This window comes from Holdemanella porci (genome assembly GCF_019052655.1).
Lineage (GTDB): Bacteria > Bacillota_I > Bacilli_A > Erysipelotrichales > Erysipelotrichaceae > Holdemanella > Holdemanella hominis.
Map to the genome: position 1 here is coordinate 1 of NZ_JAHQVB010000047.1, position 16564 is coordinate 16564.

The 16564-nt window shown below is 33.6% G+C and carries 21 protein-coding genes and 1 pseudogene; 8 read left to right on the top strand and 14 right to left on the bottom strand.

Annotated features, from left to right (window positions below; genetic code table 11):
* Window positions 1-74: 74 nt before the first annotated feature.
* Both KTQ83_RS08650 and KTQ83_RS08655 read left to right on the top strand, forming a co-directional pair.
* Window positions 75-668 (top strand): Ltp family lipoprotein, encoded by a 594-nt coding sequence (locus KTQ83_RS08650; protein ID WP_217256515.1) that lies wholly within the window; start codon window positions 75-77, stop codon window positions 666-668.
* 15 nt (window positions 669-683) lie between these two features.
* Window positions 684-1211, top strand: a complete 528-nt coding sequence (locus KTQ83_RS08655; RefSeq protein WP_217256516.1) for a hypothetical protein — start codon at window positions 684-686, stop codon at window positions 1209-1211.
* On the opposite strand, the gene KTQ83_RS08660 is transcribed toward KTQ83_RS08655, so the two are convergent.
* Window positions 1206-1400: an HD domain-containing protein gene (locus KTQ83_RS08660; protein ID WP_217256517.1), complete on the bottom strand. Its 195-nt coding sequence runs from the start codon at window positions 1398-1400 to the stop codon at window positions 1206-1208. The genes KTQ83_RS08655 and KTQ83_RS08660 overlap by 6 nt on opposite strands.
* A gap of 82 nt (window positions 1401-1482) precedes the next feature.
* On the opposite strand from KTQ83_RS08660, the gene aroB reads away from it, so the two are divergent.
* Genes aroB through KTQ83_RS08685 form a run of 5 tightly spaced genes read left to right on the top strand, consistent with a single transcriptional unit; the run spans window position 1483 to window position 6612 of the window.
* Entirely contained in the window at window positions 1483-2496 is a 1014-nt protein-coding gene (gene aroB / locus KTQ83_RS08665; RefSeq protein WP_217256518.1) for a 3-dehydroquinate synthase, read from the top strand.
* Window positions 2486-3595, top strand: coding sequence for a chorismate synthase (gene aroC, locus KTQ83_RS08670; protein WP_217256519.1), 1110 nt, complete (start codon window positions 2486-2488; stop codon window positions 3593-3595). The genes aroB and aroC overlap by 11 nt, the downstream gene beginning before the upstream one ends.
* A complete protein-coding gene (aroA, locus tag KTQ83_RS08675; protein ID WP_217256520.1) occupies window positions 3592-4854 on the top strand; it encodes a 3-phosphoshikimate 1-carboxyvinyltransferase in 1263 nt (420 codons plus the stop codon). The genes aroC and aroA overlap by 4 nt, the downstream gene beginning before the upstream one ends.
* Window positions 4851-5705 carry a prephenate dehydrogenase gene (locus tag KTQ83_RS08680; RefSeq protein ID WP_217256521.1) on the top strand — a complete coding sequence of 285 codons (855 nt, stop codon included), beginning with the start codon at window positions 4851-4853 and terminating at the stop codon, window positions 5703-5705. Before aroA ends, KTQ83_RS08680 begins: the two co-directional genes overlap by 4 nt.
* A 52-nt stretch (window positions 5706-5757) precedes the next feature.
* A complete protein-coding gene (locus tag KTQ83_RS08685) occupies window positions 5758-6612 on the top strand; it encodes a YitT family protein (protein ID WP_217256522.1) in 855 nt (284 codons plus the stop codon).
* Between the two features lie 124 nt (window positions 6613-6736).
* Here KTQ83_RS08685 and KTQ83_RS08690 read toward each other — a convergent pair whose 3' ends face one another.
* The 4 genes from KTQ83_RS08690 to KTQ83_RS08705 all read right to left on the bottom strand — a co-directional run bounded on the left by KTQ83_RS08690 (window position 6737) and on the right by KTQ83_RS08705 (window position 9811).
* Window positions 6737-7204: a PTS sugar transporter subunit IIA gene (locus KTQ83_RS08690; protein WP_217256523.1), complete on the bottom strand. Its 468-nt coding sequence runs from the start codon at window positions 7202-7204 to the stop codon at window positions 6737-6739.
* On the bottom strand, window positions 7204-7434 hold the full coding sequence (locus KTQ83_RS08695; protein WP_217256524.1) for a hypothetical protein: 231 nt from the start codon (window positions 7432-7434) through the stop codon (window positions 7204-7206). The genes KTQ83_RS08690 and KTQ83_RS08695 overlap by 1 nt, the downstream gene beginning before the upstream one ends.
* The gene (locus tag KTQ83_RS08700; RefSeq protein ID WP_280636089.1) at window positions 7424-8818 is read right to left on the bottom strand and encodes a 6-phospho-beta-glucosidase; all 1395 of its coding nucleotides are present in this window, start codon (window positions 8816-8818) and stop codon (window positions 7424-7426) included. Before KTQ83_RS08700 ends, KTQ83_RS08695 begins: the two co-directional genes overlap by 11 nt.
* A 135-nt stretch (window positions 8819-8953) precedes the next feature.
* Window positions 8954-9811 carry a MurR/RpiR family transcriptional regulator gene (locus KTQ83_RS08705; RefSeq protein WP_217256526.1) on the bottom strand — a complete coding sequence of 286 codons (858 nt, stop codon included), beginning with the start codon at window positions 9809-9811 and terminating at the stop codon, window positions 8954-8956.
* Between the two features lie 246 nt (window positions 9812-10057).
* Between KTQ83_RS08705 and KTQ83_RS08710 the strand changes: the two genes are divergently transcribed.
* Complete coding sequence (locus tag KTQ83_RS08710) at window positions 10058-10249, top strand: tyrosine-type recombinase/integrase (protein WP_217256527.1); 192 nt, start codon at window positions 10058-10060, stop codon at window positions 10247-10249.
* Between the two features lie 150 nt (window positions 10250-10399).
* Here the strand turns inward: KTQ83_RS08710 and rpsI are convergent, their stop codons facing one another.
* The 9 genes and pseudogenes from rpsI to KTQ83_RS08755 form a co-directional block, all read right to left on the bottom strand.
* Window positions 10400-10801 (bottom strand): 30S ribosomal protein S9, encoded by a 402-nt coding sequence (gene rpsI / locus KTQ83_RS08715; RefSeq protein WP_117573786.1) that lies wholly within the window; start codon window positions 10799-10801, stop codon window positions 10400-10402.
* A 13-nt stretch (window positions 10802-10814) separates the two neighbouring features.
* Window positions 10815-11252, bottom strand: a complete 438-nt coding sequence (gene rplM / locus KTQ83_RS08720; RefSeq protein ID WP_003864733.1) for a 50S ribosomal protein L13 — start codon at window positions 11250-11252, stop codon at window positions 10815-10817.
* A 126-nt stretch (window positions 11253-11378) separates the two neighbouring features.
* Window positions 11379-12194, bottom strand: coding sequence for a histidinol-phosphatase (locus KTQ83_RS08725; protein WP_217256528.1), 816 nt, complete (start codon window positions 12192-12194; stop codon window positions 11379-11381).
* Window positions 12181-12924 carry a tRNA pseudouridine(38-40) synthase TruA gene (gene truA / locus KTQ83_RS08730; RefSeq protein WP_217256529.1) on the bottom strand — a complete coding sequence of 248 codons (744 nt, stop codon included), beginning with the start codon at window positions 12922-12924 and terminating at the stop codon, window positions 12181-12183. Before truA ends, KTQ83_RS08725 begins: the two co-directional genes overlap by 14 nt.
* Entirely contained in the window at window positions 12921-13718 is a 798-nt protein-coding gene (locus KTQ83_RS08735) for an energy-coupling factor transporter transmembrane component T family protein (RefSeq protein ID WP_217256530.1), read from the bottom strand. Before KTQ83_RS08735 ends, truA begins: the two co-directional genes overlap by 4 nt.
* Window positions 13711-14571 (bottom strand): energy-coupling factor transporter ATPase, encoded by an 861-nt coding sequence (locus KTQ83_RS08740; protein ID WP_117925864.1) that lies wholly within the window; start codon window positions 14569-14571, stop codon window positions 13711-13713. The genes KTQ83_RS08735 and KTQ83_RS08740 overlap by 8 nt, the downstream gene beginning before the upstream one ends.
* Complete coding sequence (locus KTQ83_RS08745; RefSeq protein ID WP_217256531.1) at window positions 14556-15374, bottom strand: energy-coupling factor transporter ATPase; 819 nt, start codon at window positions 15372-15374, stop codon at window positions 14556-14558. The genes KTQ83_RS08740 and KTQ83_RS08745 overlap by 16 nt, the downstream gene beginning before the upstream one ends.
* A 66-nt stretch (window positions 15375-15440) precedes the next feature.
* The gene (locus tag KTQ83_RS08750) at window positions 15441-15893 is read right to left on the bottom strand and encodes a hypothetical protein (protein ID WP_186999224.1); all 453 of its coding nucleotides are present in this window, start codon (window positions 15891-15893) and stop codon (window positions 15441-15443) included.
* Window positions 15894-15895: 2 nt separating this feature from the next.
* Window positions 15896-16483, bottom strand: a pseudogene (locus KTQ83_RS08755) (O-methyltransferase); the annotation flags it as partial.
* Between the last annotated feature and the right edge of the window lie 81 nt (window positions 16484-16564).

Consider the following 16564-nt stretch of genomic DNA (forward strand, 5'->3'; position numbering starts at 1 on the left):
TCTGATACTCCCCTATAAAAATGGCTATTTATCAACTGTTTGTTGTGACATAGCCAAAGAAATAAGGAGTATGTATGCAAAAGGGTTTAAAAGTATTTTTAACAGCCGCTATTGTCTTATCGGCTGTCGCTTGTTCAACAACGAGTGATGAAGAAACTAAGACTAAAGACACAAAAGAAAAAATAGTAGAAACAAAGGAAGATACAAGTGTTCCAAAAGAGTATCGTAATGCTCTGCATAAGGCTGAAAATTACAGTAAAATGATGCACATGTCCAAACAAGGTATCTACGATCAATTAACGTCGGAATATGGAGAAAAGTTTGATACAGAAGCTGCACAATATGCGATTGATAATCTAAATGCGGATTATAATGAAAATGCATTAAAATGCGGAGAAAACTACAAAAAGACGATGCATATGTCAAAAGCTCGAATTTATGATCAATTAACTTCAGAAAATGGAGAAAAGTTTACACCAGAAGAAGCGCAGTATGCCATTGATAACATCAAGGGAGACTATTTAGAAGCAGCTTTGAAGTCCGCAAAGAACTATCAAGAAACTATGAACATGTCAAAGGGTGCCATCTATGATCAATTAACTTCGGAATATGGAGAAAAATTCACAGCTGAAGAAGCACAATATGCCATTGATAATTTAGATGACTAATCTTATACTAAAGGCATGAAACTTGCTATATTATTTCCTGGAATTGGATATCACACTGATAAACCATTACTATATTATTCAAAGAAGATATTAAAGAATATGGATTATGAAATCAAAGAAATTCATTTTGAAAACCTAGACTTTGATTTAAACAAATCTAAAGATGAGGCATATAAACAAGCCAAAGACCAAATTCATAAATTCGATTTAAAAGCTTATGATTCCATTCTTTTTATCTCAAAAAGTATAGGTACTTATTGTGCAGCTAAACTTGCCCATGAATATAAGTTAACTGCCAACATCTATTTCACACCATTAGATTTTACTTTGGAATATCTTCAACAAAAAGATTTAGTGTATTCTGGAACCAAAGATCAGTGGGCTAACTTCGATAAGATTGAACACTATTGTATTTATCATCTTATTGAATTTCATAGTATTGTTGATGGAAATCATTCCTTAGAAACAGGAAATATTCAAACAGATATTGAGAATTTGAAACAAATCATGTATCGTGTAGAAACATTTATCCACAGCTTATAAGGCTGTGGATATTTTTAATTGATCTTTTAAACACTCAAAATCACTCACATCATGCAACAAACACGCAATCAATAAATCTTCTACATTCAATCCTTCTTTTTTTGCGATTTCCTTTCCAATAATTGCGACACGATATGTATCCTTTATTTTCAATTTCAAATAGTCTTGAATTTTAACTAAGTACTCCATATATTCATTACACTATTTCTTTCAGAAAATTTCTGAAAAAAGTTTATGTTCATGGTATGATATACGAAAGGAGTTTTTTATTATGAAGTTAAATGTCTATTTAGAAAATCATTCATATCCAATATATATTGAAAGAAACGCAATTCAAAAAGTACATGAATATATTCCTGTATCAAGAAAAATTGCGATTATCACAGATACAGGTGTGCCTGAAAAATGGGTCAACATCGTAAAAGAACAGTGTCCTGATTCTTTTATATGCACCATTCCGCAAGGTGAACCATCCAAATGTTTTGATCAATATAAAAATCTTTTAGAAGATATGATTTCACACAACATGTCTAGAAAAGATGCCATTATTGCGGTAGGCGGTGGTGTTGTCGGAGATCTTGCAGGTTTTGTCGCCGCTAGCTATATGCGCGGGATTGATTTCTACAACATCCCAACAACTGTATTAAGCCAGGTTGATTCAAGTGTAGGTGGAAAAGTAGCTATTGATATGGGTTCCTACAAAAATATTGTAGGCGCATTTTGGCAACCTAAAACCGTTATTATCGATCCAAACGTATTATCGACTCTTTCCCTTCGCCAACAGCACAACGGCCTTTGTGAAGCACTTAAAATGGGACTGATTCTAGATGATCACTTAGTCTCTTTATTTGAACAAGACACATTAGATATCGATACGATTATTACGCGTTCCATTGAATTAAAGCGAGATGTAGTTCAACAAGATGAAAGAGAAAGTAATCTTAGAAAGATTTTAAACTTTGGGCACACCATTGGACACGCCATTGAATCTGCATATGGATTAAATACATATCTTCATGGAGAATGTGTGGCGATGGGTATGTTATTCTTTATTGAAGATAAAACATTAAAACAACGCGTATTAAACATCTATAAAAAATTAGATTTGCCTCAAGTACCAGACTATGATACTGCCACATTATTAGAATATGTAACGCATGATAAGAAAAGCAATCATAATACAGTATCTACCGTTTTAGTTGAACAATCTGGTTCTTATATCATCAAAGAACTTTCTTTTAAGGAAATACAAGAAGTATTAGAAAGAGGACCTTATGAAAAATAATTTTGGTACAAATATATCTTGGACATTATTTGGTGAAAGCCATGGTCCTGCCATTGGTATTACGTTAGATGGTCTTCCTGCAGGATTTAAGGTGGATATGGAACAAATCAAAGCTGATATGGATAAACGTAAGGCAACAGGTAAGATTTCAACCCAAAGACATGAAGCGGATGAAGTACATATTCTTTCTGGAATGTATAATGGCTATACAACAGGTACAGCACTTACCATTCTAATTGAAAACCAAAACACAAAGTCAAAAGACTATTCTGTCTTCCATGGAAGATTGCGTCCTGGACATGCTGATTTTACTGCCTTTGAAAAATACAATGGATATCAAGACTATCGTGGTGGCGGACACTTTTCCGGAAGACTTACCGCATGCATTGTAGCTGCCGGAAGCATTTGCAGACAAGTTCTGAAATCACAAGGCATAGTAATTGGATCACACATTGAAAGTTTATATACCCTTTCGGATATTCCTTTTAGTCAAGACTCTCGTGTTTTAGAAAAACAAATTCAAGAAGTCAATGATAAAACCTTTGCGGTTATAGATGATCAAGTCAAAGATCAGATGATTCAAGAAATCGAAAAAGCAGCTGCTGAAGGTGATTCATTAGGTGGTATTTTAGAAACTGCCATTATAGGTCTTCCTGCAGGCCTAGGGGAACCTTTCTTTGATTCTGTAGAAAGCATTTTATCACACTTAATTTTCTCTGTACCAGCCGTTAAAGGCGTTTCCTTTGGTGAAGGATTTGGCTTTGCGAAACTAAAAGGATCTCAAGCCAATGATGCCTTCCGTTTTAATGATAAAATTGAAACTAAAACAAATCACAATGCCGGAATCAATGGTGGTATCACAAATGGTATGCCGATTTTGATCCATACTTGCATTAAGCCAACGCCATCGATTTTTAAAACGCAAGAATCTGTGGATTATCTTTCAAAAGAAAACGTGGATCTTAAAATTCAAGGAAGACACGACCCATGCATCTTGCACCGAGCAAGAATTATTGTGGATAGTGTAGTTGCGTTTGGTTTATTAGATTTATATATGTCTAGGCTTGCCATTAAGCCACTTCAGGGGGATTTTGAATGAAAGTAAAAGTAACACCAAGTAAAGTACATGGAAATGTAAAGATACCCGCATCCAAATCTATGGCACATAGAGCATTGATTTGTGCCTCATTAAGTGATGGTACAAGTATTGTTTCCAATGTCACAAACTCAAAGGATATTGAAGCAACCGTTGGCTGCATGAAAGCTTTGGGTGCTATAATTAAACAAATCGATGAAACTACATATGAAGTAACAGGCACTAATCTTTTTAAACAAGAAGGAAATATTACGTGTAATGCGAATGAATCCGGTTCTACTTTACGTTTCTTGATTCCACTTGCTGCATGTACAAATGCCAAAGTTAAATTTTTAGGTCAAGGAAGATTGCTTCAAAGACCCATGGATGTATATGAAAATGAATTTAAGAAACAAAATATTGAATTCAACCAATCCGATAAAGAAATCATTGTAAGTGGAAATCTAAAAGCGAAAGACTACGTTGTACAAGGAGATATTTCCAGCCAATTTATTACCGGATTCATGTTTGTCCTTCCATTATTAAATCAAGATAGTACACTTACAATTACTGAGCCTTATGAATCAAAGAGCTATGTAAATCTTACGATTCAAATGTTAGCGAAATTTGGCATTGAAATTATAGAAACAAGTTCAAATTCATATTTAATCAAAGGAAACCAACACTATAAAGCACAAGACGTTTCTGTTGAAGGAGACTTTTCTCAACTAGCCTTCTTTGCGGTGTTAGGCACTTTAAACAATACTCTTTCATGCTCCAACATGGACATGTCAAGTAAACAAGGAGATAAAGCCATTTTAGATTGTATTCCTAGTTTTACAAGTGACAAGGATACGATCACATTCACAAAAAAACAACCTGCACCACAAACTATCGACTTATCTAATTGTCCAGATTTAGGACCAATCTTATGTGTCTTAGCCAGTTTCACAAATGGTGAAACAAATATTGTGAATGCAGCTCGTTTACGCATGAAAGAAAGTGATCGCATTGAAGCTATGGAAACCGAACTAAAAAAATGGGGTGTAGATATTACTTCTACATTTGATTCGATTCAAATTCACGGTAAAGAACACTATAAATCAAATAACACAGTAGAAATCTTTGGACATAACGATCACCGCATTGTTATGGCAATGACGGTATTTGGATTATGTGCAGGTTCCGAATGTATTATTGATGATGCCCAAGCCATCACAAAGAGTTACCCTACTTTCTTTGAAGACATTCAAAGCTTAGGTGGAAAGGTTGAGATTCTATGACAAATATTGCGATTATAGGACTTGGATTAATGGGAGCGAGTTTTGCGAAGAAACTAACACACTTAAACTACAACGTGTATGGTATTGATGTTTCTAAACAAACGATTGATAAAGCCAAAGAATTAAATATTATTGTAGATGGTAGCACAAATCCTTTAGATGTCATTTCAAAGTGTGATACATTTATCTTCTGTCTATATCCAACCAAAATTCTTCCTTGGATTGAAGTCTATCAAAATGATATCCCTAAAAATTCATTATTAATGGATATTAGTGGTGTAAAGACAAATATTGTCAAACCCATTCAAGATGTATTACGCGAAGATCTTGAATTATTAAGCATTCACCCCATGTGTGGTAGAGAATCTCGTGGTATTGAATTTAGTGATGAAACGATTTTTAAAGGTTCAAACTTTATTCTTGTTCCTACTCAAAAGAATAAAAAGGAAACAATTGAAGCCGTAAAAGAATTAGCTAATAAGATGGAATTTGGTAGAATTTGTACACTATCCATTGAAGAGCATGATAAAATGATCGGCTTTTTATCACAGTTAACCCATGTCATTGCAGTATCTTTAATGAATACACACGATAATGCTCATCTTGTAGAATATACGGGAGATAGCTTTCGGGATTTAACTCGTATTGCGAAAATCAATGAAGATTTATGGACCGAATTATTTATCATGAATAAAGATATCTTATTAGATGAAATCAACCAGTTTATCGATTCAATCTCTCACTTTAGAGATTCTTTAGAACAAGAAGATACACAAGAAATGAAGCGCCTGTTCATTCAATCTACAAAGCGTAGAGATAAATTTAATAAAACCGATGCGAAGAAGAGATAACTCTTCTTTTTTTACACTTTTTTTGGCATAATAAAAAGCGGAGGTTTTACAAATGAAAACGAATACATTAAAAAGCTTTTTGACTATCACACTCGCCATGTTCATCATCAGTGTCGCCATATATTTCTTCTTAATTCCTAGTGAAGTCATCACTGGAAGTGTTACTGGTTTAGCTATGGTTTTAGCTAAAATCACAAGCCTATCTATTTCTACACTTACCTTTGTGATCAACGCCTTATTGTTGATTCTAGGTATTGTTCTAATTGGTAAAGAGTTTGGTGCAAAAACGATTTATGCCTCTTTATTATTGCCTTTATTTCTAGCTGTATTTGAAAAAATTTATCCAAATAATGTATCTTTAACACAAAATGCTGTTTTCGACATGGCTACCTATACATTGATTTTAGCATTTGGACAAACCATTCTATTTCGTGTAAACGCATCGAGTGGTGGAACGGATATTATTGCGAAAATTGTCAATAAATATACACATATGGATCTAGGCAAAGCTTGTACGTTAGTTGGACTACTCATTTGTACAACAAGTCTAATTGTATATGATATTGGCGCTTTAGTGGTTGGTGCATTGGCAACACTAGCCAATGGTCAAGCTGTAGATTATTTTATTGATGGTTTTAATAAGAAAAAGAAGATTTGTATATTATCCAAAGAATATGAAGTCATTCAAGATTATATAATGAACACATTAAAGCGTGGTGTTACTTTATATTCGGCAAAAGGTGGTTATGATAAAACAGAGCATACAGAGCTTGTCACAATCATGGCTACAAATGAATATAAAAAATTACTATATTATCTTCAAGAAAGTGATATTGAAGCTTTTGTAACAGTATCAACAGTTAATGAAGTCATCGGTACTTGGAATAATAAGAAAAATCACGTTTAAAATGACTTAGCCTCATAGTTTAATTGTACTTTCGATAATCCTTTTTGTATTCGAAATGGATTGTGATATTTTGTTTTTAATAAACAAAAAGACTGTAGCGACTCACATATCGCTACAGTTTTCTTTATTTATATTGAACTTTTATTAAAGGTTTGTCTAATTGATTGCCTTTTTCCAATTTGCAAATACGCTCATTATTAACAACTATCATCATCGTAATAGTATTATACCCTTTTTCTTCAATCATTTTTTTATCAAAACATACAATAGGCTGACCTTTATTCACTCTATCATTTATATTCACTTTCTTAACGAATCCTTCGCCTTTTAATTCGACTGTATCCAATCCAACATGAATTAATATTTCAATACCATCCTCTGATTGAATCCCAATCGCATGAAGGCTATCTTGGATCATAACAACTCGTCCATCAATAGGTGAAATAATTTCTCCATTACTAGGGTTGATTGCGATTCCATCACCTAGTAATTTGTCTGCAAAAACTGAATCAGGAACATTTTCAATAGGTACAATATCTCCTTGCGCGCATTTATAGATTTCCAATTCTTTAATTTTCTTTCTAAAAAACATTATTGACTCACTCTCTCAACATATTCTTCAAAATCACTTTTTATAACTGTCACTTGTGGTCCATAAATGATTTGAATTCCTTTACCCTTTTTATCTTTAACAAACAAGGATATTAGAATAGCACCAAAATTAGTGATTACTGCTTTCATTCCTTGTTTATTCATGATTTCAAACTTGTTAACTTCTTTACCCGATGGATGTATTCCAAATACTTCTTTTTTAACTCTCATGAGCAATAATCTCGTTCACTACTGAATCTTTGATTGTTACATTTTCTTTTTCTAATTTTTCAATTGTAGACTTAAATTGTGGTAAATAATTCTTATGTGCAATCAACAATTCATCTAAAACACGCTTTGCATTTTCTCCAGATGGAATCAATTCATTTAATGTAAATGCTTCAAGTGCCAATCCATAATTACCAGTAACTGCGGCTTCGATTGTACACTCTTCCATTGCTTTCATGCATTGAAGCCATCCTCTTTGTGCACTTGGTAATTTTCCCCAAGCAACAGGCATTGCTCCTTTTGCCCCAATATAGCAGCTCACTTCAACTATTGAATCTTCAGGCAATTCTGGAATTGCTCCTCTATTTTTTGTGCTAACAACCATATGAGTCTGCTTATTGTTATAAATCGCATTGATACATTCGCACGCTGCATCGCTGTAATAAGCACCACCACGTTTTGATAACTCTTCTGGTTTATGATCTAAATTCGGATTTTTATATAATTCAAACAATTTATTTTCTGTTTCTTTTACTTGTTGACCACGAGTACCAATTGTTTCATATTCCATCAAACTATGCTCTAACATTTCTTGTTGACGATAATAATATCTATGATATCCACAAGGAATCATATTCATTTCTCTGATTTGTTCTCCAAAGAAAGGAACGTTATTGATGTTTGCTGGAAGACCAACATCTTTTCCATCCAACATAGCATCAATCACTTTACTTGTTAATTCATTTCCATCTTTATCATATACTTTGTGCCAATGAAAATGATTTAACCCTACGAATTGATAAATCAACTCATTTGGATCTACATTTAATGCAATAGGCTCTTTCATCATAGCAATCGTTGGAACATTACATAAACCAATACAACGATCCCACTTTCCGTATTTAATAACTGCTTCAGTTACCATTCCACTTGGATTTGTAAAATTAATTAACCATGCATTTGGACATAATTCCTTCATATCTTCTACAATATCAAGAATTACAGGAATTGTTCTAAACGCTTTAAAAATTCCACCTGCTCCGTTTGTTTCTTGTCCTAACATTCCATAAGACAAAGGAATTCTCTCATCTTTAATTCTGGCTTCTAATAAGCCCACTCTAAATTGTGTTGTAACAAAATCCGCATCTTTTAATGCCTCTCTACGATCAAAAGTTACATGCACTTTTACATCATAGCCTGCTGCATCCCACATACGTTGTGATATTTTAGCATCAATATTTACTTTTTCTTTTCCTTGTTCAATATCGACAAGCCAGATTTCCTTAATAGGAAGTTCATTGTAACGTTTAATAAAACCTTCCATCAATTCAGGTGTATAACTGCTTCCGCCACCAATCGTAACAATTTTTAATCCTTTTTTCATCATGTTTTCTCCTTTTCTATTGATAGCTTTAATTTACTTTTTACCCAGTTATTCTTCAATATGTCCAAGAATTGAAGATAGTTTTTTCTAAGCAAAATAAAAAAGATTCAAAAAAATCTGAAACTTTTTGAATCTTTTTTAATCCTTTGGTCGATCATCCATATAATCAATCGAATCATAAATATATTTTGTATTCTTTTTTCTTCTCACATTATAAATACAACCATACAAAACATCCATAATATATTGCATAGCTATATGACTTGAAAACTGAGACATTCTATCTCGATTATTTTCAGAATCACTAATCGATAAATGATATGTCACATATTGAGAATAATAATTACTTCCTGCTTTTCCAATTTGTATAACTTTCACACCTTTTTCATATAATTTTTTTACAATCGGCAATATAAATGTAGCCTTTCCCGAATAAGATAGAATAATCGCTACGTGTTTTTGGTCCGAAGCCAATACAGTTAATCTTTGATTATAAAAGCTGCTTGGACAGTTTACACTTCTTCCAATAGTCAACATTTTATCTTGAAAATTTTCTGCTATATTTGAATTATGGGCATGAGTATAAACATCAATTACATCTGCCGAATCTATTAATTGTGAAACTGCTTTGATTTGGTCTAAATCAACATATTCAAATGTATCCTTAATAGCCTTCTCATAAAGTTCTAAAAGCTTAAAAGCTATCTGTCTTGGATTATCCTTTGCCTGAAATGGATAATTCACATTGATATAGGAATTGTTTTCTAATAAATCAGCATTTTCTTTTGCGATACTCACTTTTAAATCATTGAATCCATTAAACCCAATCTTTTTCACAAAACGATGAATCGCAGATTTTGATATAAATAGTATATCGGCCAATTCTTGAATCTTTAGTTTCGTAACCACATTTTTATTATTTAAAATATAAGATGCAATTTCGGACTCTAGCGGTGTCATAGAATCACATAGTTCTATTCTTTTTTCCAATTTCATGTTATACACCTCCAACTATTCCAATAATATCTAAGAATTCTTAAAATATAAAGAAAAAAATTAACAAAAGCAGACTATTCACTTTCAAAAGTTTAAAAATTTTCATTTTTTGAAAGTGAGGCAATACTATGGGAACCATTGAAAGAACTGAATACCTGAATCGAATAAAGAATCTGAAGTATACGCCTGGTATAAAAGTTATTACCGGTATCAGAAAATCGGGTAAGTCAATACTGATGCAGGAGTATGAAACAATTAAACATGAAGCAAACTCCACATGATACAAGACATACTTGTATATCATTACTGACAAAAGCAGATGTAAATCCAACTACGATCAAGAAGATAATAGGTCATAAGGGAGCCGTGAGTTTAACTGAAAAAGTATATACTCACATGGACTATCAGACATTGTTGGATGCGATCAACAAAATATAAAAAAATGCCTCGAAGTGATATTTCTTCGAGGTTTTTCTATTAAAAATGTTTGTGGCCTACTTGTGTCCTACGCATACGATTTCATAGTATTTAGGCAAAAGAAAAAAGCCTTTATATAAAGGCTTTTGCATTCTCTTAGTAAGTAAAATACTAACGTTTAGAGAATTGTGGAGCACGACGAGCTGCTTTAAGACCGTATTTTTTACGTTCTTTAGCACGAGGGTCACGAGTAACGAATCCTGCAGCTTTTAATACTGGACGGTAGTCTTCACTAGCTTCCATTAAAGCACGAGTGATTCCGTGACGCATAGCACCAGATTGACCAGTGTATCCTCCACCTTGTACGTTGATAATCACATCAAATTGATCAACTGTGTTAGTGATTTCTAATGGTGATTTAACAACCATACGTAAAGTTTCCAATGGAAGGTATTCTTCCAAAGTTTTTCCGTTGACTACGATATTACCTGTACCTGGACGTAAAAAGACACGAGCAACAGATTTTTTACGACGTCCAACGCCATGATATTGAACAGTGTTAGATTTTTTCATATTCTATTCCTCCTTATCCTCTTACCTTCAATTCAACAGGTTTTTGAGCAGCATGTGGGTGTTCGCTACCAGCGTATACGAATACGTGTCCACGTTGTACATCACCTAATTTAGTGTGAGGTAACATACCTTTGATTGCTCTTTCAACCCATTCAACAGGGTATTTCTCTTTCATTTCTTTAGCTGTACGCACACGCATACCTCCAAAGTATCCAGAGTGGTTGTAATACTTTTCAGTATTCAACTTGTTTCCAGTCATTTCGACCTTGTCAGCATTGATCACAATTACATAATCACCACAGTCAACATTTGGTGTGTATGTAGGTTTGTGTTTACCTTTTAATACATGAGCACAAGTTGAAGCCAAACGTCCTAAAGTTTGTCCGTTTCCATCAACTACATACCATGTACGTGTTACATCGGCAGGTTTTGCCATAGTAGTTTGACGCATATCTAATTTCCTCCTTGATTTGAGCGTTTACCGGGGCTCAAAAGGCCAGAGTTTAGCCACCTAATATGATATGCAATATCCCTATAAAAGTCAATGAAAAAAACAAAAAGTTTAGCTTTATTTTTGCTAAACTTTAATCTTGTTTTCTTTTATTTTTTTATAATCAATTAAAGGAATATCATCCATGATTTCTACATCAAATTCAGATAATTTTTCCAAAGCCAAATTATATAATTTTTGATCCAAATCACAAATTCTATGCGCATCCATACCTAGAATTGCCTTCACATTATATTGAGCAGCGATTTGCCAAAACTTAGTGTGTGGATACTCTTCATACCCCATACGCATATTGTGTTGCATACCCAACACATTAAATTCTAATGGAACATTATAATCTTGACTGATCTTACAAATACGGTGAAATCCCTCTTCAATTTCAGGTGTGATAAAACCACCTGTATCTCTTAAAATCAATTCAGGATGAGCTAGGTATGCATACATACCCGTTTTCATACCTTCAACACAAGTATCAAAATATCCTTTAATATACTTACCTTTAGCACCACCTAAGTAAATGTGATCCTCATCTGTACCATAATAATGATTGCCAAAAATCAAATAATCAATTTCATTTTCAATACAGAAATCTAACAACCAATCCATATATTTAGGAAAGTATTCAGCTTCTAAACCCAAACGAATCTCAATCTGCTTCTTATATCTATCTTTCAGATATAAAACGCTATCTTTATAATCATCAAATTCATCAAGCTTCATACGCATATGCGCCACAAAATCGGAGTCATATTTCCAACACGCATGATCTGAAAAGCCCAATACTTCAAAACCATTTTGAATGGCAGTACGAACAAATTCTTCATCATTGCCAAAGGCATGATGACAACGTGAAGTATGTGTATGAAAATTAGTTTGTTTCATTGTATTTTACCTCCACTAAATATAATCCGCAACTCGGTGCATTATAACGACATGCCGACTTATCTTTCGCATCTAACATTCTTTGCACATCATCAATATCTATCTTATGTTGACCTACCGCAATTAAAGTACCTGTCATCATACGAACTTGATATCTTAGAAAACCAGTACCTTCAAAAATAAAATGCACATCTGTACCTTCTTCATTAATTTCAATATTTGAAATCGTTTTAACTCTAGGCTTTCTAGGATCGATTTTACTCGATGCAAAACTCGTAAAATCATGAGATCCCAAGAATACTTTTGATGCATTTTTCATCGTCTCAATATCCAATTTTTTAGTTAATAAATTACGATACTTATAATTAAAAGGATTCTTTATATCGTACGAACAAAAATAATCATAACGTTTGCCTACAGCACTAAAACGTGCATGAAAATCATCGGGCATTTCTTCCGTTTTTAAGATACGAATATCTTTAGGAAGCAACGCATTTAATGCTCTTTCATATTGAATAGCCGGAATATTTTTACTTGTCTCAAAATGAAAGACTTGACCTAATGCATGAACTCCAGCATCCGTTCTTCCACTCGCAACAACATCCACATTCTCTTTAGTAATTTTATACAAAGCTTCTTCAATCACTTGTTGAATGCCTAACGCATTCTCTTGTTTTTGCCAGCCTGCATAATTAAAACCATCATAGCTGACAAGTGCTTTTACAATCATAATACCCAAATACCAATACAAGCACAAAGAACGAAAACACTTAAAATCATTGAAGCATAATCGATAGTTTGCATCTTTAACACTTTGTAACGTGTTCTTTTTCTAGATGGATCATACCCTCTAGCTTCCATCGCATTCGCAAGTTGATCTGCACGATCAAATGCAGAAACAAATAGTGGAACAATTAAAGACAAAATGGCCATAATTTTTTCTTTAATACTCCCATTTTCTAAATCCACACCACGACTTGCCTGCGCGTTCATAATACGCTGTGTTTCTTCAATCAATGTTGGAATAAAACGCAACGCAATACTGATTATCATCGCAATAATGTGAGCTGGTACACCAACCTTTTCAAAAGGCTTCAACAATTTTTCAATTCCCAAAGTCAAATCCAAAGGTTTTGTTGTTGCTGTTAATACAGTTGTGATAATGACCATCAACATTAAACGAACCACAATATATAACGTTTGATTTACGGCATCACTATAGATTGTAAATCCCTTGATTGAAAACAAAGGTGTTCCTGTTTTAATAACCAATAGGTTAATAACCAACAAGAAAGCCATCATCCATAACATTGGTTTCATTGTTCTTAATGCATATTTAACATTTAATTTTGATAAATACAAACTCAATAAAATAAAAATACCTATAATCACATATCCAAGGACTCCTGCAGGAATAAATATCGCAACCATTAAAAATAACATGATCATAATTTTAGATCGAGGATCCATCTTATGAACCACAGAATCTAATGGCATATATTGTCCTAACGCAACATTATTCATGTTTCTTCACCTGCTTTTCTATTGAATCCACAAGTGAATTCATATCCATAATATCTGGATCCATGTCAAATCCATTTTCTTCTAATTGCATCTTTAAACGCACTATACTAGGTGGATTGATACCAATCTCTTGTAGATATTCAGGATGCTTAAAAAATTCCTTCACATTCGCTTCCTGCGTTACTTCACCATGACTTAACACAATTACATGATCACAATAATTCATGACATGCTCCATATCGTGAGTTACTAAAAGAACGGTTTTTCCTTCCTTTTTATTTAAGTTCATAAATAAAGTCATCATTTCTTGAGCACCTTGAGGATCAAGACCTGCAGTTGGCTCATCTAAAACTAAAACTTTGGGATTCAATACTAAAATACCGGCAATTGCAACACGACGCTTTTGTCCTCCACTCAAATCAAAAGGAGAACGATCCAAATAACTTTCATCCAAACCTACAACAGGCAAGATTTTCTTTACTAGTTGGGAAGCATCTTCTTCACTTGTTCCAAAGTTTTTTGGTCCAAACGCAATATCCTTACCAATCGTTTCTTCAAACAATTGATATTCAGGAAACTGGAATACAAGTCCAACTTCTTTTCTCAATTGCTTCACATCTTTGATTTTCAACAAAGGCTGAATATGAAAGCCACAAATATCCAAAGTACCCGCTGTTGGAATCAACAAACCATTTAAATGTTGAACCAAAGTTGATTTGCCAGAACCCGTCTGCCCAATAATAGCTGTAACTTTTCCTTCTGGAATTGAAAGATCAATACCTTTTAATGCAGCATGCGAAAAAGGGGTATTTTCATTATATGTGTGCTCTAACTTCTTTATTTCAATCGACATAATTTTTCTACCACCTCATCTAAACGACATACATTTTCCTTAAAAATCCCACGCTTCTTTAATTCTTTAGAAATCTTTAAACCAAAAGGAATATCCAACTGCATTTTAGCTAGCTTATCTTCCTGTTTAAAAATATCCATTGGTGTTCCCTGCATCGCAATCTCACCATTTTCTAATACTATGACATTTTCAGATTGAGCAACCTCTTCCATATCATGTGTAATTGATAAAATAGTGATATTTTTTTCCTCATGTAACTTGCGAATCTGCGCATTAATACTTGCCTTACCTTGAGGATCCAACATACTTGTCGATTCATCAAAAATAATAATATTTGGTTCAATAGCTAAGATACCCGCAATCGCTACACGCTGTTTTTGTCCACCAGATAATTTAGTCGGCTCTGCACTTAAAAAATCCGTCATTCCAACACGACCTGCAACATCTTCAATAATCCCCTGCATCTTTTCTTGTTCTACACAATGATTTTCTAAACCAAAGGCAATATCATCTGCCACTGTAGAACCAATAAATTGATTGTCTGGATTTTGGAATACAATTCCAATATGACTTCTCAATTCATATACACTTTCTTCATTTAGTTCCTGACCTAAAATTTGAATTTTACCCTTTTTCGCTTCCAATAAACCAATGATTAGTTTTGCCATTGTACTCTTACCAGAACCATTATGTCCAATAATCGTTGTATAGCTTCCTTTTGGGATTGAAAAAGAAACATCTTTTAATATATCATTTTTCCCGTCATAGGAAAAAGTTAAATGTGAAACTTCGATTGCTTCCATCACATATCCTCCACCATAAACGGAACTATTATACCATATTAAAATGGCTTGAGCACCCTCAAGCCACTATTTATTAAAATGAAATCCTTTATATTCAGCACTTGTGTTTGTACATGCATTTACAAGTGTGTTTGACAAAATTTTTAAATCACTTTCATTTACACCCTCATGATAAATTACATCCACAAGTTTGTCTTCATCATCATACGAAGAAGTTAATCCATTTTCAGCAATTTCTGTTTGAAATTGTTTAGCCGCCTCCTTAGAATCAAAGCTATATGTAAGTGTGACCGGAAGAATTTCTTCTTCAGCCTCTTTAAATCCCATAATATCCGATTCCATGTTTTTTAATGGGCTTACACTTGGTTGAATCTCTTTTTCAATAGGTTCATCAATATCTGGGCATAAGAATTCATCTAACTCTTCCTGTCTTTGTTTATCACGATGTACTTTGCCAGCAACTGCACATGCGCCAACTGTAATGGTTGCAGCACCTACTAAAAATTTAAAAAGATTCATAATTATTTCCTCCTTGTAATGGCAACTCCGTCTCCATAATCATAAAATGCTGTTTCATAATCAGAAAGTTCTGCCAAATACGTATGATAATCATGGATCTTGCGAACTAATTGGCGTGTATTGCGATTACGCGATAATTCTGGATGTTCTACAAGCCCATGAAAATTCATATTATCTGATACAATTATACCATTCTCATTCAAATGGATACAGTATTTCTCAAAAAAACGTCGATATTGTGCTTTAGCTGCATCGATAAAAATACAGTCAAACATACCATCTACATCTACTTCAAGAGCATCCCCTTCAATCAATGTGATTTGGTCAGATAATCCACTTTCCTCAATATTCTTTTTTGCCTGAACGATCATGTCAGGATTTCTTTCAATTGTGACAACTTTCATTCTAGGATCTAACTTAGCTACTTCAATAGATGTACGCGCAATTGCAGTTCCTAACTCCAAAAATGACAGGCATTGTTTTTCTTGAAGTTTTTCTAACAAGAACTTTAACCCACCATCCATCATAATAGGCACTTGATGTTCTTTTGCGTATTGTTCTAAATCACTCATTTTAATTCTCCTTAAAAGAAAAGTGAAGTAGTAACTACTACTTCACGAATTGTACAATTGCCATTGGAGCTGCATCTCCACGACGGATACGTGTTTTTA